General features: G+C 56.1%; 26 protein-coding genes. 24 read left to right on the forward strand and 2 right to left on the reverse strand.

From position 1 onward, the window contains the following. The first annotated feature begins 341 nt into the window (after positions 1-341). The 19 genes from ACSQ3Q_RS25200 to ACSQ3Q_RS25290 all read left to right on the forward strand — a co-directional run bounded on the left by ACSQ3Q_RS25200 (position 342) and on the right by ACSQ3Q_RS25290 (position 18,884). Positions 342-662, forward strand: a complete 321-nt coding sequence (locus ACSQ3Q_RS25200; RefSeq protein ID WP_436137208.1) for a hypothetical protein — start codon at positions 342-344, stop codon at positions 660-662. A gap of 73 nt (positions 663-735) precedes the next feature. Further along, positions 736-1,263: a hypothetical protein gene (locus ACSQ3Q_RS25205; protein ID WP_436137209.1), complete on the forward strand. Its 528-nt coding sequence runs from the start codon at positions 736-738 to the stop codon at positions 1,261-1,263. Then, the gene (locus ACSQ3Q_RS25210) at positions 1,256-1,564 is read left to right on the forward strand and encodes a hypothetical protein (RefSeq protein WP_436137210.1); all 309 of its coding nucleotides are present in this window, start codon (positions 1,256-1,258) and stop codon (positions 1,562-1,564) included. Before ACSQ3Q_RS25205 ends, ACSQ3Q_RS25210 begins: the two co-directional genes overlap by 8 nt. Before the next feature lie 229 nt (positions 1,565-1,793). Further along, entirely contained in the window at positions 1,794-6,680 is a 4,887-nt protein-coding gene (locus ACSQ3Q_RS25215) for a DEAD/DEAH box helicase family protein (RefSeq protein ID WP_436137211.1), read from the forward strand. 61 nt (positions 6,681-6,741) lie between these two features. Then, positions 6,742-7,203: a hypothetical protein gene (locus ACSQ3Q_RS25220; RefSeq protein WP_436137212.1), complete on the forward strand. Its 462-nt coding sequence runs from the start codon at positions 6,742-6,744 to the stop codon at positions 7,201-7,203. A 62-nt stretch (positions 7,204-7,265) separates the two neighbouring features. Continuing rightward, on the forward strand, positions 7,266-8,366 hold the full coding sequence (locus ACSQ3Q_RS25225; protein WP_436137213.1) for a phosphoadenosine phosphosulfate reductase family protein: 1,101 nt from the start codon (positions 7,266-7,268) through the stop codon (positions 8,364-8,366). A gap of 273 nt (positions 8,367-8,639) precedes the next feature. After that, positions 8,640-9,230 carry a hypothetical protein gene (locus tag ACSQ3Q_RS25230; protein ID WP_436137214.1) on the forward strand — a complete coding sequence of 197 codons (591 nt, stop codon included), beginning with the start codon at positions 8,640-8,642 and terminating at the stop codon, positions 9,228-9,230. Positions 9,231-9,241: 11 nt separating this feature from the next. Next, complete coding sequence (locus tag ACSQ3Q_RS25235) at positions 9,242-9,730, forward strand: hypothetical protein (protein ID WP_436137215.1); 489 nt, start codon at positions 9,242-9,244, stop codon at positions 9,728-9,730. A gap of 617 nt (positions 9,731-10,347) precedes the next feature. Next, positions 10,348-11,754 carry a DNA cytosine methyltransferase gene (locus ACSQ3Q_RS25240; protein ID WP_436137216.1) on the forward strand — a complete coding sequence of 469 codons (1,407 nt, stop codon included), beginning with the start codon at positions 10,348-10,350 and terminating at the stop codon, positions 11,752-11,754. A gap of 81 nt (positions 11,755-11,835) precedes the next feature. Next, positions 11,836-12,231 (forward strand): hypothetical protein, encoded by a 396-nt coding sequence (locus ACSQ3Q_RS25245; protein ID WP_436137217.1) that lies wholly within the window; start codon positions 11,836-11,838, stop codon positions 12,229-12,231. A gap of 578 nt (positions 12,232-12,809) precedes the next feature. Continuing rightward, a complete protein-coding gene (locus ACSQ3Q_RS25250; protein WP_436137218.1) occupies positions 12,810-13,766 on the forward strand; it encodes a ParB/RepB/Spo0J family partition protein in 957 nt (318 codons plus the stop codon). A gap of 223 nt (positions 13,767-13,989) precedes the next feature. Beyond that, positions 13,990-14,325 carry a hypothetical protein gene (locus ACSQ3Q_RS25255; protein ID WP_436137219.1) on the forward strand — a complete coding sequence of 112 codons (336 nt, stop codon included), beginning with the start codon at positions 13,990-13,992 and terminating at the stop codon, positions 14,323-14,325. Then, entirely contained in the window at positions 14,318-14,905 is a 588-nt protein-coding gene (locus ACSQ3Q_RS25260; RefSeq protein ID WP_436137220.1) for a thymidine kinase, read from the forward strand. Before ACSQ3Q_RS25255 ends, ACSQ3Q_RS25260 begins: the two co-directional genes overlap by 8 nt. A gap of 59 nt (positions 14,906-14,964) precedes the next feature. After that, positions 14,965-15,711 carry a hypothetical protein gene (locus ACSQ3Q_RS25265; protein WP_436137221.1) on the forward strand — a complete coding sequence of 249 codons (747 nt, stop codon included), beginning with the start codon at positions 14,965-14,967 and terminating at the stop codon, positions 15,709-15,711. A gap of 222 nt (positions 15,712-15,933) precedes the next feature. Then, a complete protein-coding gene (locus tag ACSQ3Q_RS25270) occupies positions 15,934-16,281 on the forward strand; it encodes a hypothetical protein (protein ID WP_436137222.1) in 348 nt (115 codons plus the stop codon). Between the two features lie 86 nt (positions 16,282-16,367). After that, a complete protein-coding gene (locus ACSQ3Q_RS25275) occupies positions 16,368-16,667 on the forward strand; it encodes a hypothetical protein (protein ID WP_436137223.1) in 300 nt (99 codons plus the stop codon). A 3-nt stretch (positions 16,668-16,670) separates the two neighbouring features. Beyond that, on the forward strand, positions 16,671-16,991 hold the full coding sequence (locus tag ACSQ3Q_RS25280) for a hypothetical protein (RefSeq protein ID WP_436137224.1): 321 nt from the start codon (positions 16,671-16,673) through the stop codon (positions 16,989-16,991). A gap of 529 nt (positions 16,992-17,520) precedes the next feature. Beyond that, a complete protein-coding gene (locus ACSQ3Q_RS25285; RefSeq protein ID WP_436137225.1) occupies positions 17,521-18,471 on the forward strand; it encodes a hypothetical protein in 951 nt (316 codons plus the stop codon). Then, entirely contained in the window at positions 18,468-18,884 is a 417-nt protein-coding gene (locus ACSQ3Q_RS25290) for a hypothetical protein (protein WP_436137226.1), read from the forward strand. Before ACSQ3Q_RS25285 ends, ACSQ3Q_RS25290 begins: the two co-directional genes overlap by 4 nt. 128 nt (positions 18,885-19,012) lie before the next feature. Here the strand turns inward: ACSQ3Q_RS25290 and ACSQ3Q_RS25295 are convergent, their stop codons facing one another. After that, positions 19,013-19,804 (reverse strand): competence protein CoiA family protein, encoded by a 792-nt coding sequence (locus tag ACSQ3Q_RS25295; RefSeq protein ID WP_436137227.1) that lies wholly within the window; start codon positions 19,802-19,804, stop codon positions 19,013-19,015. 41 nt (positions 19,805-19,845) lie between these two features. After that, positions 19,846-20,844 (reverse strand): hypothetical protein, encoded by a 999-nt coding sequence (locus ACSQ3Q_RS25300; protein ID WP_436137228.1) that lies wholly within the window; start codon positions 20,842-20,844, stop codon positions 19,846-19,848. Between the two features lie 316 nt (positions 20,845-21,160). Between ACSQ3Q_RS25300 and ACSQ3Q_RS25305 the strand changes: the two genes are divergently transcribed. The 5 genes from ACSQ3Q_RS25305 (at position 21,161) to ACSQ3Q_RS25325 (ending at position 23,132) form a co-directional block, all read left to right on the forward strand. Continuing rightward, entirely contained in the window at positions 21,161-21,661 is a 501-nt protein-coding gene (locus tag ACSQ3Q_RS25305) for a hypothetical protein (protein WP_436137229.1), read from the forward strand. Between the two features lie 330 nt (positions 21,662-21,991). Then, on the forward strand, positions 21,992-22,465 hold the full coding sequence (locus ACSQ3Q_RS25310; protein ID WP_436137230.1) for a tyrosine-type recombinase/integrase: 474 nt from the start codon (positions 21,992-21,994) through the stop codon (positions 22,463-22,465). A 20-nt stretch (positions 22,466-22,485) separates the two neighbouring features. Then, positions 22,486-22,728, forward strand: a complete 243-nt coding sequence (locus tag ACSQ3Q_RS25315) for a hypothetical protein (protein WP_436137231.1) — start codon at positions 22,486-22,488, stop codon at positions 22,726-22,728. Between the two features lie 41 nt (positions 22,729-22,769). Then, positions 22,770-22,922 carry a hypothetical protein gene (locus tag ACSQ3Q_RS25320; protein ID WP_436137232.1) on the forward strand — a complete coding sequence of 51 codons (153 nt, stop codon included), beginning with the start codon at positions 22,770-22,772 and terminating at the stop codon, positions 22,920-22,922. Between the two features lie 21 nt (positions 22,923-22,943). Further along, positions 22,944-23,132 (forward strand): hypothetical protein, encoded by a 189-nt coding sequence (locus ACSQ3Q_RS25325; RefSeq protein WP_436137233.1) that lies wholly within the window; start codon positions 22,944-22,946, stop codon positions 23,130-23,132. Positions 23,133-23,164: the final 32 nt, after the last annotated feature.

A 23,164-nucleotide genomic window follows, 5' to 3' on the forward strand; every position in this document is an offset into this window, starting at 1 on the left:
CCGAGAGCCACCACCCCAAGAATTTGTCGATGCCAGCTATGCTTGCGTCACTTAACTCCGTACTCGGGAGTCTAAAAACGCAGTAAATGAATCGCGAGGCAACTCGTGATTTTTCTCACCCACCAGGGCTCTGTCCTGATGGGTAAATGGCCCCAACAAGGAGCCATTGGTTTTATGAACCTGGGGCCTCGATCTGCTGATTGAGCCCGCGACAGTCGTGTCGTCATAGCCCAACCCTGCCGTATTGGCTGGATGTTGGACATTGACGGCGTTTTGATTTCACCCACCGGGGCACTTAACTCCGGATGGGGAAGGTGCCCCATTTTTTTTGGAGCATCTTCATGCAAATCACTCAGCCAGTAGGCCGCTTCCTCTTGTCCCGTGCGGACCTTGAAAAGCGTTTCCACGATCACCCGAACAGTAGCTCTCATGACCTGGCCAACCAGTTCAAGACGGGCGTGCTGGATGTGCAGCTCCTGCTTGATGCCGGGCTGCAGGTTCCGGACGTGCTCGGTGAGTGCTCGGTGGTCGGTGTTCGTTTCTCAGCAAGCACCATGAATTTCTCCTCACGTCGACGTGAGTCGGTATTCAGCGTGTATGACGCACACGGCAATCACCTCGGCCACTACCTCAGCTCCGCCTTCAAGGCGTTGATGGTGTAAGCCGCTTTCAATTTCAACCCCTGGGGGACAACTCCCAGGCGGGGGTGTCTCCCTTTTTCCTTAGGAGATACCCATGTCGAAATTCCCCAACGGCTACACGAAAACAATGGTCGATGCCGCCGAGGAGCTGTTCGTCGCAATGGCACTGGAAGAAACGATTCGACCAGTAGTTGTCGCGTATGAGCAGGAGATTCTTGATCGGCTGCAGCTCAGAACTGATCCGCGATATGCGGTTCACGGGATTGATCGTGTGGTTCTGGATCGACGACAAACCTATCTGCTCAGCGCTGAAGACCAGGCCACGTTCCTCAACGAAACGTACCTGGCCTGCCAAAAAGCAAAACTCCGTGTCGCCGCTCCTGAAAACTGTCCTTTATTGGAGGCTGAGTTCGTGCGGATGAAGAAGGAGAACGCCTTCCTTGAAGCTCTCGCAGAGCACCCGGATCTGGGGCTCTTTAAGGACTACCGGGAACTATCGCTAGAAGAGCGATCTCGCGCTATTGAACTGAGTCTGCGCTTGCTGGCTCCGTTCGTCAGCGCTGTACCCGACATTCTTGACGGTGTGATCAGGAACGCGTCTGGAAGTGGCACTCATGAGTAGTGGCCGCCATGGACTTGAGCACCCCGAATATGTCGAGCGTCACAAGGCGCAGTGGCAATCCCAAGGTGTCTCGCCGGTATCGATGATCGTGGTCGAGTATTGGGGTGATGGTGATCGCGCATTTGGTGGCAACGCCGATGACCGAGCGCTGGGTCCCAACGGAGTCATTCTCTCCACGCAGGATCGACTCTCAACCGAACCCGCCGTCTTCGGCAGCATTGATGAGGCCCACGAGGCAGCAAAACGGATAGTCAATCGACGTCCCGATTCGCTGCTGGGGGCTTCTATCAGCTGGCGATAGAACGAACGAAACCCCGTGCTTTGCGCGGGCGTTTCTCAAAGCTCTCACAAGAGGGTTTTGACAAACGATTTTCGACACCCATGCGTAGTGCATAGGTTCAAAACTCCGAGCTGACGGAGCAAATTCAGCAAACCTTGTCGCCCTTACAAGCGACTTTTACCAACCTCCCTGCGGAGCGCCCCTCCGTATGGAGGATCGGTGCGCCTCGGGGTTTTTCCCGGAGGCAGTTATGAAGATCAATGCCATCGCACAAGTGTGCATGTGGTTGCCTGGGTTCGCCCCAGAAGAAGATCCGTTAGTGGTCCTTGGGCCTCTGTCTTCCGCAATGGAAGCAGCCCAGCAAGACTCCACAAAGCCTGTGCCAGCCACTCTGTGGCCTGTGCTTGAGGCAACGCATCATGCATCGGTCACGACCAGTGTCCCGAAGTACGACGCAAACATCGCCGCCATTCGTCTCCTGCGCAAGCTGGAGACAGAAGGGCGGGGCGCCGACGAGCAAGAGCAAGGCCTCCTCAATCTGTACACGGGTTGGGGTGGTTTGGTGAAGGCACTGGACGGCGCTACAAGCGATACGGCATGGGCCGCTCGACACGAAGAAGTCAAATCATTGCTGACACCGGCCGAGTTCGAGTCGGCATCTCTCAGCAGCCTCAATGCCTACTACACACCAGTGATGGTGGTGGAGGCTATGTGGTCAGCTGTCCAGCGTCTGGGTTTCGACGGCGGCAACGTCCTCGATCCTTGCACTGGTGTGGGCTACTTCCTCGGCGCAATGCCGCAGGAGCTGGCACGCAAGAGCCGCATCACCGCCGTTGAAGTCGACAGCCTGTCGGCGCGTATGGCGAAGGCCATGTACTCGCAGTACGGCGTGAGGGTAATTGAGAGTGAAGTTGAAAAAGCAAACCTGCCCGCAGGAGGGTATGACCTCGTTATCGGCAATATCCCATTCGGAGCAGAGAAGTCAGCAGAACTGCGCAACGTCCCGTTCGCCAACTACAGCCTGCACAACTACTTCATTGCGAAATCACTGGAGCTTGTGCGGCCAGGGGGGCTGGTGGCGGTCGTCACGTCCACGGGAACTATGGACTCGTGGACCAGTGGGCATCGCGCCTACTTGAGCAGCGAAGCGAAGCTGGTGGAAGCCATCCGCCTGCCACGCGACACGTTCAAGGAGATCGCAAGCACGTCGGTCACGACGGACCTGTTGATTTTTCAAAAGCGTGTCTGCAAGGCGCCGGATGCCAACGAGCCTCAGTGGCTCGAAAGCAGGGTGCTGGAGCGATCCTCGCCCATCTGCGGCGACTGGAACAACCGCATCAGCGTCAATGGGTACTTTGCAGCACATCCGCGGTCTGTCATCGGGAAGCTCAAGGGGGTCACAAGCCAACACGGGATGTCCGTCGTTTGCGACTTCACTGGGGATCTCAAGGCAGCACTGATGGAACGTGTCAATGAGCTGCCAGAAGGTATCTACAAGCCCCGCGCAGTGAAAGCTGCGAACCAGGGGAAGAAGGTAGCTGAAATCACGCTGGAAGAGCGCCGTCGCCCAGGCCTGGTCATCATTGATGGCAAGGTGTACGAGGTAGATGGCGACAAGGCTAAGCCATATGGCAAAGCCGGCAAGTCTCTGGACCGCTTGGTCAGCATGATCGAAGTGCGAGACAGTTTGCGCAGCCTCATAGCCGCTCAGACAGCGACTCACAACGAAGATGTGTTGGCCAGGTTGCGAATCAGCTTGAACATCACCTACGACAAGCACGTACTGGCCTTTGGGCCTGTCAATGCAACTGCAAATCGCCGCGCCTTCAGCGTGGACCCTGACTTGCCGTTGTTGCTGTCGATAGAGGATTGGAATGCTGAGACGGAGACGGCAACCAAAGCGCCGATTTTCGAGCGCAACACCATGGGGGTGACTAAGCGGGTAGACCGGTGCGAAAGCGTCGAGGAAGCCCTGCAAGTCGTCCTTGGTGAATCTGGCCGCGTAGTGCCCACCCGAATCGCTGAGCTTGTCCGCAAGGATGAGCAAGTGGCGATGCAGGAACTGGCGGCGTTGGAGCTGGTGTACCTCGACCCGGAAACGATGAACTGGGATTCGGCTGACAGCTACCTGTCCGGCAACGTGCGGCGAAAGCTGCAGCTGGCGGAACTGGCTGGTGACGAGTACGAGCGAAACGTCAAAGCGCTGCAAAGCGTGATGCCTCGTCAGCTTGAACGCGGAGAAATCAATGCGCGGTTGGGCTCGACGTGGATTCCAGCCAGGTTCTATGTGCAATTCATGGATGAAACCTTCAAGTGTTCGCACAACGAGGTGCAGTTTGATGAGCGCGTAGGGGCCTGGACGGTGAAAGCCAGTCATAGCATGAGCTACGGGGTGCTTGCAACGCAGACATTCGGCACCAGCCGCGTGGACGCAGCAACCCTTCTGGAGCTTGAGCTCAACCAACGCAAGCCGACGATCTACGACAAGACCATTGATGGTTCAAGAGTAGTCAACCCCCGAGAGACGGTGGTGGCGCGCGAGAAGCAGCATCAGCTGAAGGAGGCTTTTGTTCATTGGCTATGGAGCGAAGAAAAGCGGGCGGAAACACTCGCTGCGCAATACAACCTGCTTTACCGCTCGGTAGTAGTGCGCAAGTTCGACGGCAAGCACCTGGTGCTGCCGGGCATGTCCAATGCATATACCTTGAGATCGCATCAGCGAGATGCTGTGTGGCGGGTAATTTCCAGTCGGTACAACACGTTGCTAGCCCATGCGGTTGGTGCGGGAAAGACTCTGGAGATGATCTGCGCCGGTATGGAGCTGAAGCGGCTTGGCCTGGCCAAGAAGACGATGTATGTAGTACCTAACCACATGCTGCTCCAGTTCGCTGGGGATTTCCTGAAGGCATATCCGCACGCGAAGGTTCTGGCAGCGTCGAAAGACGATCTGTCGGGTGACAAGCGCAGGCTGATGCTGTCGCGCATCGCAGTTCATGACTGGGATGCCGTGATCGTGACGCACTCGACCTTTGAGGGAATCAAGATAAGCGATGACTACATGAAGTCGTTTATTGAAGAGGAACTTGATGTCATCGAGACAGCTATTCGTGAGTTTGGTAGCAGCGGACGGGGCTCTATCGTCAAGGAATTGGCGCGGGCGAAGAAGGCGTGGAAAGTAAGGTTGGAGAAGAAAAGCAAACAGTCTGAAAAAGACGATATGCTGACCTTCGAAGATCTGGGAATTGATCAGCTTGCATATGATGAGATACACGTAGCCAAAAATTTATACAAGTTCACGAAGATGGACCGCATTGCCGGGTTGCCAAACAGCAACTCACAGCGCGCGTTCGATGTTTTCGTCAAAACTCAGTACGTCATGCGAAAGCGTGGCGATGGCAAGGGGCTTATCGGAGCAACGGCAACGCCGATCAGCAATTCCACGGCGGAAATTTGGACCATGATGCGGTTCATGCAGCCGCAGATGCTCGAAGAGTTTGGAGTGCAACACTTCGACTCGTGGGCAGCAAACTTTGGCGAGACAGTCACTGCGCTTGAATTGGCGCCAGACGGGGCTGGGTATCGCATGATGAGCAGATTCAGCCGTTACATCAACGTGCCTGAGCTGATGTCAATGTTCCGCCTTGTTGCGGACGTCCGGACTTCCGAGATGCTGGATCTGCCGGTGCCAACTCCAGTGATGGAGACGGTGTCTGTGGAGCCCTCACAAGACCTTCGCGACTATGTTGCGGTGCTTGTGAAGCGCGCGGAGAAGATCCGAAACGGTGGTGTAAAGCCTTCGGATGACAACATGCTCAAGGTGACCGGTGATGGCCGAAGGGCCGCACTGGATGTGCGATTGGTGGGTCTGCCGGCGCCAGCCGACAAAAGCGGAAAGCTCTACGAATGCGCACGCAAGGTGCATTCAATCTGGGAGCAATACGCTGAAAGCAAGGCCGCTCAGATCATCTTCTGTGATCTGTCAACGCCGAGCGCGACGGGTGGTTTCACCGCCTACAACGAAGTGAGGTCTGAGCTGATCGAGCTGGGTGTGCCAGCCGATGAGATCGCTTTCATCCATGACTACGAAACTGACGTCCGCAAGGAGGAACTGTTTCAGGCGGTGCGTCTCGGGACCATTCGGGTTCTGATGGGAAGCACATCCAAGTTGGGGATGGGAACGAACGTGCAGGACCGATTGATTGCTCTTCATCACCTGGACCTCCCATGGAGGACCAGCGACATGGAGCAGAGAGTCGGCCGGATCGTGCGTCAGGGCAACATGTTCTCGAAGGTTTTCATCTTCACGTATCTCACGTCTGCCAGCTTCGACGCGTACATCGCGCAGCTGTTGGTGACCAAGGCTAAATTCATCGCGCAAGTGATGGTTGGCAATGACGAGATTCGCACGATGGAAGACGTAGAGGCAGCAACCTTGTCGTATGCGGAAATGGTGGCGATTGCCTCTGGTAACCCCCTGGTGCTCGAACGGGCAGGGGTTGACGCTGAACTGACCAAGCTGGCCGTTTTAAGGCAGTCTTGGGAAAGGCAGCAAATGTCCAATGCGCGGGAAATCAAAGCCCTGCCGGATTGGATCAAGAGTGCAAGCGACGCGGTGAGCAACATCAAAGCCGACATGGCGATGGTGAAGAACTACGAGTTCGCTGGAGGCACAGGCATGAAGGTATTCGGAAAAGCGCAGCAATGCGTCTCCGACGCGGTACATGCAGTCGGTGCAGCCATGATCAACGCGCCTATCGGTTGGTCGGTGATTGGCTCGTTCATGGGGCTCAGTGTGTCGATTCAGAGATCTGGCGAGGACAACTACAGCGTCAGGCTCCAAGGATCACACACCTACGATGCAGCAGGTGCATCGAAACCGCAAGCCGTGCTTACGCATGCTCAACACGTCGTTGATGACCTGGCGGCAACGCTGGAGTCAAAGATCGCCCGTGTTGCGTACTTCAAAAAGCAATTGGTCGACCTTCAAGTGGAAGTTACAAAGCCGTTCGACCAGCAAGAACGATTCGTTGCGCTGCGCAAGCGGCAATTCGAGATCGAGGCTGAGCTGGAGATCACGACCGGCGACATGGCAGCAATGGACGAGACGGAGCAATCCGAGGAAACCGCTGCAGCCTGAACCATGACCCCTTTCCACGCACCTTCGGGTGCCTGGGAAGGCGGTTTTTTCAAGCGTCCTGATGGAGGAGGGCGCTTCAGAAAATCGATTTTTACTGTCCCGCGTAATGCTGGCAGCGAAAGAGGCGCTGACCTCACCCAACCGGGTATTCAGCAAACCCAACCGGTTCACCGGTTTCATCAACCTGCGGGAAGAGCATTCCCGCAGTGGGGTGCTCCGTCTGCATTTTCTGGAGCACACCATGACTATGAAAATTCGCCAAGAAGATCTGCTTGCGCTGCGCAACGCGGTGCAGCCATTCGACACAGTTGAGCGGCGCGCGGCCTATGCCGCAGGCAATTTTCCCCGCGCTGAGCTTTGCAAAAACCGCGATATGCGATATCGCTGGGATTTGCTCTACATGAGCCGTCTTCGGATTGGCGACGGCGCTGGGATGGATGGGGATCTAAACCTGTACAGCTACCTCGATGACACCCACATCGATTCGGCGCTGCGCAGCTTCATTCCTGCGCTGGCAGCTTGACCTTAAAACCTCGCGGGGCTGGACCCTTCGGGGCTCAGTCCTGCTCCAAGTCGGAGGTACAAATGTTGAAAGACACAAGCGGATCAGCGGACGCTGGAACATCTCTCACTCAGGGGGACATGTTCCGGGACGAGTACGACACCCAGCTGGCCACACTGCCTCAGTCAAAGGCGCACACCGATCCCATCGATGTACTTTCGTACGACCGGTATGTAGTGATGTTCAGCGGGGGGAAGGACGGGGTAGCGTCGTTTCTGCACTTGCTGGAGAACGGCGTTCCTAAAGACCTGATCGAGATCCATCACCACAACGTTGATGGAGAAGAGACGGGCAAGGATGGCCTGATGGATTGGCCGGTGACCGCGGATTACTGCAGAAAGTTCGCACATGCCTTTGGTGTGCGCTTTTCGCAGAGCTGGCGCATCGGCGGATTCGAACGGGAAATGTTGAGAGAGAACCAACCCACGGCCCCTGTATCGATCCCTTTCCTCGTGGATGGAAAACGCATGGAGGTAGGGGGGGAAGGCAAGCCCAACACACGCAGGAAATTTCCTCAAGTGACAGCATCGCTGAGTCAAAGGTGGTGTTCGAGTAGTTTGAAAATCTCCGCATCCGATGCGTGGATCTCAAATGACCCTCAGTTCCTTGACGGCCGCACCCTGGTTATCACCGGCGAGCGTGCTGAAGAGTCCAAGGCCCGTTCCAACTACCACGAGTTTGAGCCCCATCGGAAAGACAACCGCAACGGCGCACGCGTCAAACGGTTTGTTGATCACTGGCGCCCGGTACACAAGTGGAAAGAGGAACAGGTCTGGGCGATCATGAAGCGCTGGAGGGTGGTACCTTTTGTCGCATACATGATTGGCTGGAGCAGGGCAAGTTGCCGATCCTGCATTTTTGGCAACAAGCACCAGTGGGCAACCGTAAAGCTGATCGCCCCAGGACAGTTCACGAGGATTGCGAACCACGAACGAGAGTTCAAGGTAACGATTCATCGAAGCTTGTCTGTGGAGCAACTGGCTGCTGCCGGCACGCCCTATCCTGCGGCATCAAACGCCTACTGGGTGGGTATTGCAAATCAGCACACTTACACAGCCCCGATCTTCACTGACAACTGGGTACTTCCCGCAGGGGCTTACGGCGACAGCTGTGGGCCAACGTAAACGAGTTAGTTTTTTCGACCCTAGGGGGCATCATTCCCCCTCGGGGGTTGGTGCCTCCTTTTCACTCAAAGGAATCATCATGAACGCAGAAACTCTGGCTTTGGCAAGCATTTAGCCCCCCTGAGTAATTCAGGCGCTGAACCTCCGCTGCAGGAGTCTAAAACGCAGCACCGGATCGTAGATCCATCACGGACTGGGCAACCAGTTCACCACCAACCCACGCGGGGCATATCGACCGCAGGGTTGTGTGCTTCGTTTTCTATCGGAGCACACATGATCAATGAACTTGAACATATCAAACTCGGTTTTTCAGAATTGCCGGTCGTTGACTCGTCCAGCACTTGGCTGAAATACCATTTCGACAACGCTGGGGCCGCTACCGTCACCTTTGCCAAGGAAACAACACATGGCGGGGAACCCCAGTGGCGACGTATTGACGGCACCTGGGGCCTTTGTGGTCGCTCTCTTTATGGGGACTTCAAGAAGGGGGCAGCATGGGAGATCCACAGCGAACAGCGTCTTCTTCGCGGCAAAAAAGTGCTTGTTGAAGCCTACCTGGCAGCACTTCACAAGCTGCCGGTCAGACAAAGTTCTGAGCTTGGACACTTCCGTGCAGTCGCCCACAAGCGTCTGGACGAAAACGGGATGGCGTACATCGACAGCTACTACGGTCACGATTGGGACAAATCTCAATGGAAGGTATTCAAGGACGGCGATTCGGTCGCCTTCGAGATTCCCATCACCACGCGAGAAAACCTCACATTTTTGTCGCAAGTAAGCGGGCCTTCCGAGTTTTATCTCGTCAAGACCGGCGCACCAGTCGAGATCGGAGCGGCATGCTCCAACCTTGAGCTCTTCGCATAAGGGGGCACAGCATGTCAGTTCAGATTTTTTATGAACTCCGCGCCGTGCGCATCCTCGGAGATGCACTGAGCCGCGAGCAGGATGTATTCGTTCTGTGTTTCCTCTCTGGAGATTCACGCACATACACCTGGGCCGGCAAGAGAGAGAAACGGTGGACCAGCCCCGTGCTGGGTACCTACGACGACGTGATGGCTCATCAGTTGACCTGGGTGGCCAGCGAGATGTATTGGAAGACCAATGGGGCATCTGGATGCCTTAGGGACTTCCAGTGGCTCACTAAGGCGCGTAAGGCACTTAACTCAGCAATCATCGTGACGACACTCCCAAGTGATGCCCGAGCTTTGGCTGTGGACGGTCTAGTTCTCACGCCGCATCGTCGGTGTGAAGGCATGACCGTTCGGGGGGCCATTGATGCCTCGTTGAGTCTTCGCGAAGAACCTGACAACCAAGGCCGCTCCGACTGGGATGTGTTTTTGGTCGAAGGACCCGGTTCAAACTAATTTTTCTTAAACCCATGCGGGGCTCTCCCCGTCGGGGTAGTGCCTCGCTTTTTCAGGAGTTCTCAATTCATGAATACAGCACAGCACGTTATCGGCTACGCCTTCCCCACGAGCTCGCTCGCAAAGAGGCTTGGCTTCAGCAGGACCGGTTGCTTCACCGTAGAGGTTGCTGGAACGGTTTCCCCAGTAAAGACTTTCAGCGAGGCGAAAGCTTGCGTCGAGAAGCTGGGCACAACACCAGGAAGATGGTCATGGGACCATCCGCTAAATAGGCACTTCATCCGAATGCCTTCAAACGCTAGCGGACAAACGTGCACGCCTATGACGGCATAGCTCTTCATCCCTCGGACACAACGTTTGACCGATTGACGGAGGTTATGTCCATCACCAAGAAGCTCCCACCGTGAGGTGGGGTGCTTTCCGAAGCCTCCAGTTGGCGGCTCCGGTAAGCATTTAGCCCACCTGAGTAATTCAGGCGCTGAACCTCCGCTGCAGGAGTCAACAATGCAGACCCGGTCGCAAGACCTAACCCAATGGCTGGGCAACCAGCTTTTCTTCAACCCATGCGGGGCACTTAGACCCGCTCGGGCTGTGCTTCGTTTTTTCCGGAGCACAACATGAAAGCGTACGAAACCACCAAGATCGGTGAGAACAAGGGTCGACCACGCATCTGGCTGGAAGGCTTTAAGGCACTAGCTGCTGGATTCCTTCCCGGTACGCGCTTCAACGTCCGCAAGGATGAAGAGCGGACCATGCTGATCTTGGAGCACAACAAGTTCGGTGAACGTATCGTTTCTCGCAAGCTGAAGGGTGAAAAGGAGATCCCCATCATCGATATCAACTCCTCGGAGGTGCTGTCGATTTTTGAGGGCTTCAACAGTGTCCGCGTCATCGTGCAAGGCTCTCGCATAGTCATCCTTCCGATGGCCGTCGAGATCGCCAAGCGCGAACGACTCGAACGAGTCACCGATAAGCTCTCAAAAGGGGAGCCGCTGAGTGTCGGGTCTCTAGCCCATGGCGGCGGTGTGCTTACGCATGCGCTGCATACGGGCTTGGATGAAGGCGGTGTGTCGACCACGCTGGCCTTTGCAAATGAGATCCGGGCGGAGCTGCTGGAGCATGCTCAAGGGCACAACGATGCCTGGAGTGAAAACACGATTCCTCTGGCGGCTCCAATGCAAGAGGTAGCGTTCGATTCCTGGCTCATGGAACACCTTCCAAAGGTGGAAATCATGGAGGCTGGCATCCCATGCAGCGGCGCGTCGGTCGCTGGCCGTGGACGCAATGGCGCAGGCCATGCCGAAGCCCATCCGGAGGTCGGCCACCTGATCCTGGCATACCTAGCGATCCTCGCAAAGGTGCAGCCGGCAGTGGCCCTCTTAGAAAACGTCCCGGCCTGGCAGAACTCTGCGTCGATGTGCATTCTTCGCAATCAGTTGCGTGACTTAGGGTATGCAGTTCATGAAACGCATCTTGAGTCTCAAGACTGGAACGCGATAGAAAGCCGTTCTCGCCTGTGTGTGGTGGCTGTTACCGAAGGTCTTGAATTCGACTTTGCCTCGCTGAAGAGGCCCGAAAGGGCTGAGCGGCGAATTGCAGAGATCCTTGACGATGTTCCTGCCGACTCTGAACTTTGGTCCTCTATGCAGGGGCTCAAAGAAAAGGAGAAACGGGATCTAAGCGAGGGCAAGGGATTCAAGATGCAAGTGGTGACCGCCTTCAGCACCAAAAGCTCAGTTATCGGGAAGGGCTATGCGCGCATTCGCAGCACTGAGCCCAAGCTGCAACACCCAACCAACCCTGATCTGCTCCGGCAATTCACGGTTGCTGAGCATGCGCGTCTCAAGCAAGTGCCTCCGCATTTGGTTGCTGATCTTGGACTCACGATTGGCCATGAGGTTTTAGGCCAAAGCATCTGCTACGAACCCTTTCGGGCGGTAGGTACGGCAATCGCGGCCACCCTGCGCAGCTTCAAACAGGCTTTTGCCTGCGAACCAGAACCCCTGCCGCTTTTCGCGGCGTGAGTGCTGGAATTTCGTTCTAACCCGCGTGGGGCTCTCCCACATGGGTAGGCCCCATGCAATCCACCTTCACAGGAGAATCGCATGTCCAAAGAACTTTTCAACGCACGAGAGCACCTGGCGGTTGTTGCCGAATGGCTCAGCTACCAGGATGAGTCGCTCTCATTCGGCCTGGTCAACGCGTACGACGCGCTGCGTCTCTACGACCATTCGCACTCGAATCCTCATCTGGGGGAGATGGCGGATGAGTGGCTTGAGCAGGACCGTATCGCGGCACTGGGGTATGACCCGCTTGAAACGCGCGAAGCCCATGACGGCCGATGTGTTCAAGATACCGGGGCAACCAAGGCCCACGCCGCTCTAGTTGCTGCACGTCAGCTGCTGGCCTCAGTGGCATTCGTCGCGACAGAGGGCGACACCGAGAGCGTGCTAGCGCTGATAGACGAAGTGGTTCACCCCGCAGTGGATATCAGTCAATAGGCACGCCATGAAAGGCGGGTTGAGGCTACAATTTGTAGTACCAGCTTGTCGAAACACTCCCACCATGTTGTGGGGGGTTTCCCAAAGCGCACAGAGTGTGTTTCGGAAAACCAAGCTTCAGCCGATCAGGTGAATTCCTGGCGGCCCACCCCTCAGGGGGTTCTCCAGATCGCCGTGTTCACCACGCGGCCTGGATCACAGACGCAGATCTGTTTTGACTGACGGTCAGCCAATTCGGTTGCTGACTTGGGGCTCGGCCCCGATGAGTGGTTTGCGAAGTATCTCGACGCGACGCTCGCCCCCCCTCCCGCTTCAAGCGATTCATTCCCTCCACACGGCCATTGCGCGGTCTATGCGCTGCCACGTCATGAGCGAGTCCAGTTCCCCAAACGCATCTCTGAAGGTGCATCTGTGAAACCTGATTCCCTCATCATGGCTACGCCATGAATGGATGCTCCGACCTGCAGGAGTTAAAGCAAGCAGAAACCGCTACTCCCTATGGAGTTATCAACCATCCATTACGGGTGCTATCCGTAATGGATACGCATTTGTAGTGGGCTTTTCTCAAAGGAAAAACCATGTCGAATGAATCGAAGATCTATACCTCTTTCAAGGCCAAAGCTGCAAACGGTGCAGAAACTGGCGTTAAGAAAACGGACATTTTCCGTGTACCTCCCAAGGATCTGCTCCACGAACCTGGGTTCAACGAGCGAGACTACAACGATCCCGATGTAATCGCCCAGATTGAAGGCTTCTGTGCAGCTTTCATGGCAGGTGAGTTCGTGCCGCCGTTGGTTGTGCGAATTGATCCCCTGACTGGACTGTTCTACCTGGTGGACGGCCACCAGCGGCAAAAAGGCGCCCTCCTTGCAATCGAGAGGGGGTTTGAAATCGAGCACCTCGATTGCATCCCCTTTCGAGGGAACGATGTTGATCGTGTGGTCGTTCAACTCACTTCCGAGCGAGGCTTGAAGCTCAAGCCTCTTGGGATTGCTTTGAACTACCTCAAGCTGCATCGCATGGGCAAAAAGAACTCAGAGATCGCTGCTCGCGTGAACCGAACAGTGACCCACGTCGAGTCGATGCTAGTTCTTGCGACTGCAAACGCCGATGTTCATGAGCTTGTGAAAGCTGAGTCGGTCTCAGCAAGCGGAGCCATTGAGGCTGTGAAAGCCCACGGCGAAAAGGCCGGCGAATTTCTCAGTGGCAAGCTTGTTCAAGCGAAGGCACAGGGGAAGTCGACCGTCAAGGCCTCCGCCATCAAGGATTGGGCGCCACCTCGCAAGATGGCGCTCAAGATCTACAAATCGGTCAATCCCTTGTTCGATGTTGTCGCAAAGAATCCGGAGCTGAACAAGCTTCTCGATCCGGATTCAGACTTCAATCCCGAAAAGCTGCAGGGGAAAATGGTGCAGCTCTCTGCTGCAGCGGTGGTGGCGCTGTGCCGTGAATTCAAAGCCGCCCAGGCAATGAGTCAAAAGCGCGGCCAAACAGAAGAAGCTGCTTCGAAAGACGATGCAACAGATTCTGAGTAGCCAATTTGTCATGAAGGCTCTCCCGCGTTCCTTGGAGCGCGAGGAGAGAGTTTCTATCCCGCACGGGCCACGCCCGTCGGGCCGGATCGTCCTTGTAAAGGAAGACCCTCAACGGCAACTATGCCGTCAAAGATGCCGTAAGGCCTCTTTGCAAGACCTCACTCTATGGGTGCTTGCAAAGATGCTTTAAGCGATGCTGGGTAATCCAACATCCTTGATCCTCGTGGCCACCGAGTTCAACGTGGCCATTTCTCGCAGAGTTTCCTCTGCTACCTCAACCCTGACGGGCACCACGCCCGATTTGGGGCTCGTGTCTGTCTCTCTGGAGTCAGAAATGAAAGAGTATTGCTTTGCTTCGCAAGTTCGCGAAGGTGATGTGTTGTGTTTCTCGAATCCCGCGTCCAATGTCCGTATCGAACGGATCAGCGAGGTTCATGGCGCCGGCACGGTGGGGCTTCATGCCAACGACGATACCTGGTCAACCTTCTACAAGCCGACTGACCGCGTGCGAGTTATAGCCTCCGACCGCTGTTCTTCGGAGGCCACCAACGATGCTTGAGTTTTACTACTCGACTATGCAAGGTGGCAAAAGTACGGCGCTCTTGCAGCGCCGCTTCAACCTGCTCTCCATCGGAAAGAGGGTCGCTGTTGTCACAAGCAACTGCGATGACCGCTACGGCCTGGGCAAGGTGACCTCGCGCATGGGGCCGCAATGTGATGCTGCAATGTTTGATGAGACGACGGTTTTCCGCGCGAGGGACTTCCTTGACGTGCACGAGCTGTTCATCGACGAGGCACAGTTCCTCAGGATGGAGCAGGTGCATCAGATCCATCGAGATCTGAGCGTAGGCATCAGTTTGCGCGTTTCGTGTTTCGGACTCCGAACGGATTTCATTGGTGAGCCTTTTGAAGGTGCTGTTGCGCTGCTCAGCCTTGCCGACCAACTCCACGAGATAAGCACCCTGTGTCGTTGCGGCCGTAAAGCCACGATGAACCAACGGATCGATTCTCAGGGGCAGGTGGTGCGTAAAGGGCCGCAAGTCGAGATTGGAGGCGACAGCCGTTACCGTCCCGTCTGTCCTCATTGCTTTTACGCTCCAGACTCACCTCAACCAGTCACTGATTTCCATCTTGTTTAACCCGTGCGGGCACCTATTCGCCCGCTGGGCTGGTGCCCGTCTTCCATAGGAGATAGGGCATGTATTTAGATTTCGCGGACGAAGTCGACCAAGAACAAGTCGACGAGGTCAAAACCCTGCCAGTGAGGCCTGAGCCAAAAATCATCGACGTGCCTGCACAGACGTGGGAAGTCGCTTCCAAAGCGTACTGTGCACCGCGTTTGGCAGAAGCCAAAACAGGTGACGTAGTGACTGTGCCCACGTTTGAACATTCAGGATTCCTTCACGCCGTCTTTGCCTGCCGCTACGGGGGCTATACCGGTGTGTATCTTGTTGAAGCCTGGCAGTTGATCCCTCGTCGGGTCTACAGCGGGCCAATAACACCCAACGTTCACTGGTTGGACTACGACGAGTCGGTACGGGCGCGCGGGGACTACACAGGCTTGCTTGTGAAGGTCAACGGCGTTGAGATGGTCTGCGCAAAATCCGTTCACTTCAATCGGACGGTTCCGACCGTAGCACCCATATCCCTCGCAGCTGCCGTCTCGTTTGACATGGGCCAGCGGCAATGGGGATGGCGCTCTATGAAGTACGACCAGGCCAACGTCAGCTGGGGGATCTTCAACGGTCACCCGGTGGTTGTCTATGACGCAGGTGATGATGAAAGGGTTGCGATGCTTTTGTGGAAACACGAAGGCCGTACCGAGGAGTACCTCTTGCCCAGTTCGTTCGACCTGACGAACCTGACCTTTGTCACGCCTCCGGAAACAATCGGGGACGAGACAGACAGCCCAGAGCCAGAGTTGCAACAAGCGGCTTTGTTCTGAGCGATAGGAGACTGAGCCGCAAGGCTCAGCGCTTCCTCAAGTGCCCGCGGCGGGCATTTGAGAAAACGATTTCCAACCTCTCAGCGTAATGCTGTTGGTCAGAACGGTGTGCTCGCCGTGTCCAGCTGGACAAAGTAGCAATGCACGACGCAAGTCGTTTTCGTACCTCTTAGGGCCTTGACCCTAAGGGGCTGGCCTCTGTTTCCACAGGAGCCATTTTCTATGACCACAACACCTCTGACGAACGATCCACGGTTACCCAAAGATCAAGTCGTCAAAGCCCTCGCTTCGTGTGACGAACATTGCAGCGAGGAACACATCTTCTATTACCCCACTATCGAGTCATTGGCGCAGAAGGTGCGCAGCTCGAACGTATGGAGTGCTGGAGAAGTTTTTGTTTTCGTCGAGTCCCCAACGCGTTTCATCGTCATGATGCAAGTCGCACCCTCCAGCTGCGAGATGTTGACCGTCTCCCAGAGCGGTTTCTGTGATGTGCTGACCGCATATCGCATTGATCATTCGGAGCTGGTCTCCATGCTCACGGACGACCTCTCACGTCCTGAGCGCTGACTGTTCAGCGGCAACAGGTTCGATTCAATTAACCCTGCCGGGGCTTAACCCGCTGGGTTGGTCCTGGCTTTCTCATAGGAAATGCCATGTCAGTAGATTTCGATACGCCCAATGGGCCGGGTCTTGTTGAGCCCCAGCTTGACCCTTACGCGCTTCGCCTCGTGGTCGATCTGGACGAACGCGGGAGCTTCCGCGCTCACGTTGAAACCAGCTCAGGGAAGTCGGTGTTTTCATTCAGCAATGAGTGTGAAGATGGCAGCACAGATGTGCTGTGGTTGGTAGACATAGGCTACATGCGCCATGCGCGCGATGTTGACGGACTCCTCGATTACCTGCAAAGCGCAGGCCTGGTCGGAGCAAACGCCACATTGACGCTGGAGGGCTGAACCATGACTCTGTTGACTCCTACTCCCCGTGAAATCGAAGCGGATCTCAAGCATCGTCCCAATGAGCGAGCTCACATCGAGCGCCTTTATGCGACACGAGACCGCTTGATTGATCAGCTGGCCCGCCAGGGCCGAGTGTCAGCACCGGATCTCGACGCTCTTGATCGCTTGGGGCGCTGCAGGATTGCCAACGAACATTGGCAAATCTGCGAGATTGAAGCGCGTTCGCGGCTACTTGATGATGAGCACCACCAGGTGCGATCTTGTGCGTGGGTTGCCAACCAGGCGACTCTTGGACGGGTTTCACCCCCTGCAACGTGTTGAACTGGGACGCTGCTATGTCGTCTTCATTCAAAACGATGCCACACACGGTCCAAGGTGCTAAGTACCCTCGGACTATTCATGCGAAGGAGTCGCCCCCAGTTGCGTGCCTCTTTCAGTTGGGCGACCGCGTGACTCATACCAACGAGTACGGCGTAGTTTTCCTCAACAGGCTGGTGACCGGCTACTGCGATTCAGTCGAGAACGGACGATTCGTCTACCTTGACCACGATTGCTGGTGGTTCCCAGTGAATCCAGCGGCGCTGACCCTTGAGTCCCGCGCTTGTTGAATTGCCATCACGGCATTGACCCCCACACGTTTGCGTGTGGAGGTTTTCTTGAGCGTCTTGTGAGGGTAGGGGGCTCAAGAAAACCAGATTGAATCCACCAGCGTAATGCTGATGGTCATAGGCCTGCTTGCCTGTCGATGACAAAAAGCATACTTCACTGAGCAATCGGTGTTTTCAACCCTCGACGGGCACATGTCTGCCCGTAGGGCCAGTGCTCGTCATTCTCTATAACGGAGTGACTAATGAGTACGAAATTTCGCGTCTTAGGCGCACATGCAAACGGAAACTTCTTTGAAATAGACGTGGACGCCTGTGACGGACAACGTGCTTTCGGAGCTGCTTCCTTGGTGCTGCGGGAGGCCGGTGAGGAGGGCAATGCTGAGTTCTTTGCAGCTCTTCCAGCTGACGCTGAATACGACTTGCCAGGCGATTCGGTTGTGTATCTCGACACTGTCCTCGATCCTGAGCAGGCTGATGTGTTCATGACCCCTGCTGACCGTACCCGCATTGGGTCAACTAGCACCCCCCCGGCGAAAGCCATTTCCGCAGAAACCAAGCCATCCCTAGCGGATGGTGAGGTGCTTGGCCTAGATGCTGATGGTGGCTTAATCCAATGGAACGCCACGGCTGGCGCTCCCTACAACTCCGGGCAGACAGTCGACGAGTTCGGCATCAGCAATTTGTCTGAGGCTGAGTCGAAGGGACTGCATTTGCAGGGAAACGTGGAGCGCGCAGTAGCAGTGAACAAGCTGACCGAGGCCGTGCAAACGCACCAGACCGCTCAAGTCGAGCGCGACACCGAGCTTCTAGGACGGAAACAAGCTGCTATGGCGGAGAGGGCTTTTGAGGCTTACAACTTTGGTGAAGGCGTGGCTGTAGCGGGTGTTAGCGGCTGGGAGTATTACGCTGCAGGGCATGAGCGAAGTCGTGAGGTCTATGTGGAAAATGTCATTAATGATGGCAAGGAAAAACGATCCAACCGGCTGGGTTTCACGGTGCGATTTGCCCCTCAAACAGGGCTTTTAGCCGAGGCCTATGCGGAAGACGCAACGGGCTCTGCTTTCGGGTGCATGCCAGATGGCCAGGTGGAGAAATTGAATGGCCCACAGGTTGCAGAGACGGTCCTTGGCGAGCCTGCCGGGGAGCTACTCGGCGGTGATGGGAAACTGAAATGGAGCGACTGTAACCAATGACCGCAATTAAACTGCCGCTTAACCGGCAAATTACCAATTACAGCCCGAACCACACAGAGGAACAGGCTGCTTACGAGCGCATGCAGATCGTGGGTTTCCTGATCGCAGAGACCTTAATGCAAATGCCACGGGGGACCATGGCTGTCGGCATACAGGGGCACGCATTTTGGGTGTCGCCGTTAAATGGCATGGCAGATTTATTCTGCACACCAGACTACGAGCCACTTATGGCCGATGACTTGAATGTTCGTGCGGTGTCTGACTTTGAAGGGCAGAGCGCGGGCGATCTTGATCAGTGCCGCCTTGCTATGGAGCAGTGGCTGAGTGAACCGGTCTTTATTGATCGTGACGCTGGACTGCTTGATGCAATGGTGGCTCAAACGTATGGAGATTCACAACCTCCTGGCATGTAAATACCAATATTTCGAAAGCCCTCAATCGCAAGATTGGGGGCTTTTTCGTTTGTGCTGTAGATCCCAATATTCCTTGATGTCGAGGCGGCATGCGGCCTGGGTTGCTGAAATCGCCGCCCCAAACCAGCTCATGACCAACTAGGTGGCAGCAGTATCCGGGGCACCTTCGAGGTGTCCCACATCCAGTCTGACCATGATCGCGAGCCGTCCAGATACCTGTTCTCTCCCATGTGCAGAGCGCCAGAGGCAATGCCGGCCCCAAAAATCGCCAGAGGAAGCCTCAGGAAGGGCTTAGAGAGATCAGCGGGGTAGACGATCACCCTCTGTCCGCTCTCATCGCCTACAGACCCATCAAGGGGGCTGCAGGGCATGTCATCCATGGCCTGGTGTATTGCGGCTTCTGAGGGCAAGCCTTGTTCCGCGAGATGCCGCATCTTGCTTTTCGTCAACGCCATAAGGTGAGAACTGCGCACCAGCCACGAGACTGAAACGCCACTGGCCCTGTAGCGCGCTGTCCTGCTCCGGTACTCGTCCCCATGCTGTTGGGCCAATTGCACCTCGACAGCAAGAGGTCCGCGTGCCGTCTGTACCAAAACGTCTGCCTGCCATTGCTCGCCTGATGGCGCAGCTCCGGGCTGCTCGACCCTGGCTTGGTAGCCAGCGGCCCGCATCCCGAGCACCAGCTTGATCTTGGCCATTTGGTGCTCGATGGATTCAGGGGCTGTAACCCCAGCCATGCCTGGCGCCGCAGCAAAGAACTGAAGACCGCGCCCGCTGCGCTTGAGCACGGCTGGTGTGCGGTCGCGGCCGATGACAAACGTGCCCATGGGGAGCTTACGCCACTGGGCCCAGACATCTGAGGGCGTGGTGAACGACTCGACTTCTAGGCCTGTGGCCGCCACGATAGCGATGAGGGTCATTCGGGGATTGTCCAACAGGCCCATGCCGGGCCGTTCCAGGGCTATTCATCCGAAGGTCTGGAAGGATGCTCAATCCCCATTTTTTCAAAGATAAAACGGACACCAAAGGAATCGCGAGGGTGCAGCCGTAGGTACTTGCGCCCCCAGGCCTTTGCTGTCCGATCTTGCTCAAGCAAGTAGGCGCATTCAGTCCCAACGGAAAGGACAGTCATGTAAGGTTCGTTCTGAATCCCATCACCCACCAGTGCGGGTTCGATAAGGCCAACGAAACGGCTGGGCATCAGTGACTCCAAAGCCGTTTTCACGGTCTTGCACCTCAACAGTGCCGATTTGGCCAGGTCGGCGTCTGGTTCGCTAGAGGGCTCCGCGAAGACCAACATCATTTCGTGTTCGAGCCGCGCCAGCTCAGCTTTTGAGAGAGGGTCGTTCTCAAAGGCCGAAGACAGGTTTATTAGGCTCATCAGGATTTGCGTGTGTTCCTCAAAGCTGCGTCCATCTTCACCGCTTGTGACCAAGTGAGTCACGATGCGTCGCATTGCAAGGCCCTTTTGGGTCAACCGGAACACTCCCTCCTTTTCAGGTCTCCCGTAAAGGATAGAAGCCTTGCGGACCTCGAAAGTCATGTAGTCAGTAACCGGACTAGCGTCGATCTTGGAACTCAGCCCTTGGACAACCGATTCAAGCTGCTGCTCAAAGTCCATATGCGCGCGTCTGGCTTCTGGCCTTGCGAACAGCTTCAGATCGGAGGCGCTAAGGTGCCCAGTACCGGCGATCCCAGGACCAATAAAGTCTGAAATCGTGATGTCTGCGATGTAGTCCCGACGATCAGCATCTCGGGCGTCGATGTCCTCGTCAAATGGCCCCGGCACAGGTCTTTGCTTGAGATGTTCCTGAACAGCATGGAGATCAGGGTAAGCATAGATCCTGGCCAATGCTTCCTGGCTAAGCTGAAGAGGAAGGGCGTATGCGCGCTGGAGGTCTTTTGCAGCGCGCCGAAATGCGTCAATGGACGCGGGGACGAAACGGGAAGGCTCGAACATGCCTGCTCCAAACCAATCGACCACTGCTCACTTCTGCTGCGGATGCGGAGAACATGCTGGCGTAGTTCACCTGCAGCCGAAGCGGGCGTTGGTCGGGTTGAGAGAGGTAAGCCACGATCATCAAACGCCAAATCCACCTCACAGTTCTGCGTGTCTGCTGTGCAGTGCCAGCGCAACGGGTGGTGGGACCGTTAGCTGCAATATAACCCAAACCCATACGCTCAATGCGTGTCTTGGTTGTTGCTGGGGCGGGGCTGTCTTGAGGTTAAATGTTGCGATGGCGCACATCAGAGGGCTCTTAGCCAACGCACATCGAATGCTGTCCGAACCCATTGTCCAGATGTGGCCGGACGAGTTGCTCCAAATAGTTGACGCAATGGTAGTCAACATGCCCGAGGGCGCTTCGCCACCTGCGCTCCCGTGTACGCCATTTCGAAAGCTGCGAGTCGTTTTCGACGTGATGGGGCAGGGAGCCAAGGACATACAGTTCTGGGATGGCGACTGCATGCTGCTTTCGATCCAACGCAAGCCATTCGGCGGCAGGCTTAGTGCCAGTTCCAAGTTACTCTACGTTGCGTGGCGTTGCCGCCTACCAGGTAATCGGAGAAGGCTGCTTGACGAGTGCGCCCTGATGTGCGGCATTGAGTTGGGGCTTGCCGTGCGCAATGGGGGCGAATTGATGATGCTGCGCCACCGCAATGAAGTGACAGGACTACCGGACTGGCAAGTTTGGCCGTCAAAGAAGGGGATGGGGATCGCACGCAAGGGCCACGGCACTCGTGTCGTATTCGTTGATCCGGTATCACGCGAGTATTGAGCACTATGGGTGTGACCGTGCCCACTATGCGACTTTCCTTGATGTTGAGTAATGGTGCGGGATATGATCGAAAAAGAGCCCGCGTGGCTGTCTCTCTGCATTTCGCCAATCCCATCGAATTACAGAGAGCTACATGACCGAGATCACCCGCGCCAAGACCCTGCACCAGGGTCAATTTACCCGCCTCATCAAAATCACCCAGGCCACCTCTCGCTACCCGGATCGTGATGTCTTGGTGCTCATGCTGGGGCATCACTGCGCCATGCGAATCACAGAGATTTCTCGGCTGACTTTGTGCATGCAACGGGCAAGCTACGTAGCGAAATCAGTATGCGCGAGGCGATCACCAAGGGGTGTCGCCAGCGATGCGCATACCTTGCATCCAAACCCGCGATTCAGGCCCTGGAGAGCTACCTACATTACCGGATCGAGCGCAGTATCGGCACCGTGCTCGGGTCAGGCCCATACAGGGGGCTATTACCACACCAACCGCTGATCTACAGCGGCCGGGGCGACGGCATGTCGCAGAACACCAAGAGGCGGGTGCTGGAGACAGGTGAGCAGCGCGACTACAAAGCCTGCGACAGCCTGCAGGCCCATGTGACGAAGCTGTACCAACGCGCAGGCATCAAGGGCGGATCAAGCCACTCTGGGCGCCGCACGTTCGCGGGCAAGGTGTTGGCAGTCACGGGGGACATGGAGACCGTTGCGCATCTCCTTGGGCACACGAGTATCGACTGTTCCCAGCGCTATGTGGACGTGGATCAGGGCACGCTCCAAGCAATGTTTGCTGACGCCGTTTAGGCTTCGATAGAATGGTGTGCATGAACACTGATGATGTACCTTCCGCCAATCCGAACAATGAGCGCCTGCGGTTGCTCGTTGCAGGCGCAAGCCTCACCCAGCCAGCCGCCTTGGCTCTCTTCAACCGCGAAATCAAGGTGCGACCACTCTCCGAATCGACTTGGAAGGGTTACTTCTGCGCACCGGGCACAACTCGCTACCGGGGCTTTGCGCCCGAACTCCTAGTTCATGCCGAGAAGGTCTTTGGGCCTTTGCAAAAATAGGGCTTGCGCATGGTGTGCATGCACACTACAATAAATCCATCATGAGTGAACTTGCATACCGCCTTTCCCTCCAGCAGCGCGCCCTGGCACGCGACTGGCTTTTCATGAATCCCGAGATGGATAAGAGAGCTCGGCAGAGGCACTCAGAATGCGCGCAGCGCTTGGCAGCGCGCCTGATCGCTGGCGATTACTGAAAGGGTGTCTCAATCATGGCAATGAAGACATGGAACGTGCGCGTGCACCTCATGACGGGCTCGGTGCATCTGGGTCAGGTGGGTGAAGAAAGCGAAGAGTTGGCGCGCTGCGCCGCGCTGTCTAAATTTGGCATTCCCGAGGATGAGGACACCGAGCCGAGTCGGCGCGGCATTCGTGTTGATGATGATTTCGATGTGAGTGCTGCATGAGCGGCTTCACGATCCCACTTGCCCGACGTAGC

Origin of the sequence: Acidovorax sp. LjRoot129, from assembly GCF_964253765.1 — a bacterium.
Lineage (GTDB): Bacteria > Pseudomonadota > Gammaproteobacteria > Burkholderiales > Burkholderiaceae_C > Acidovorax.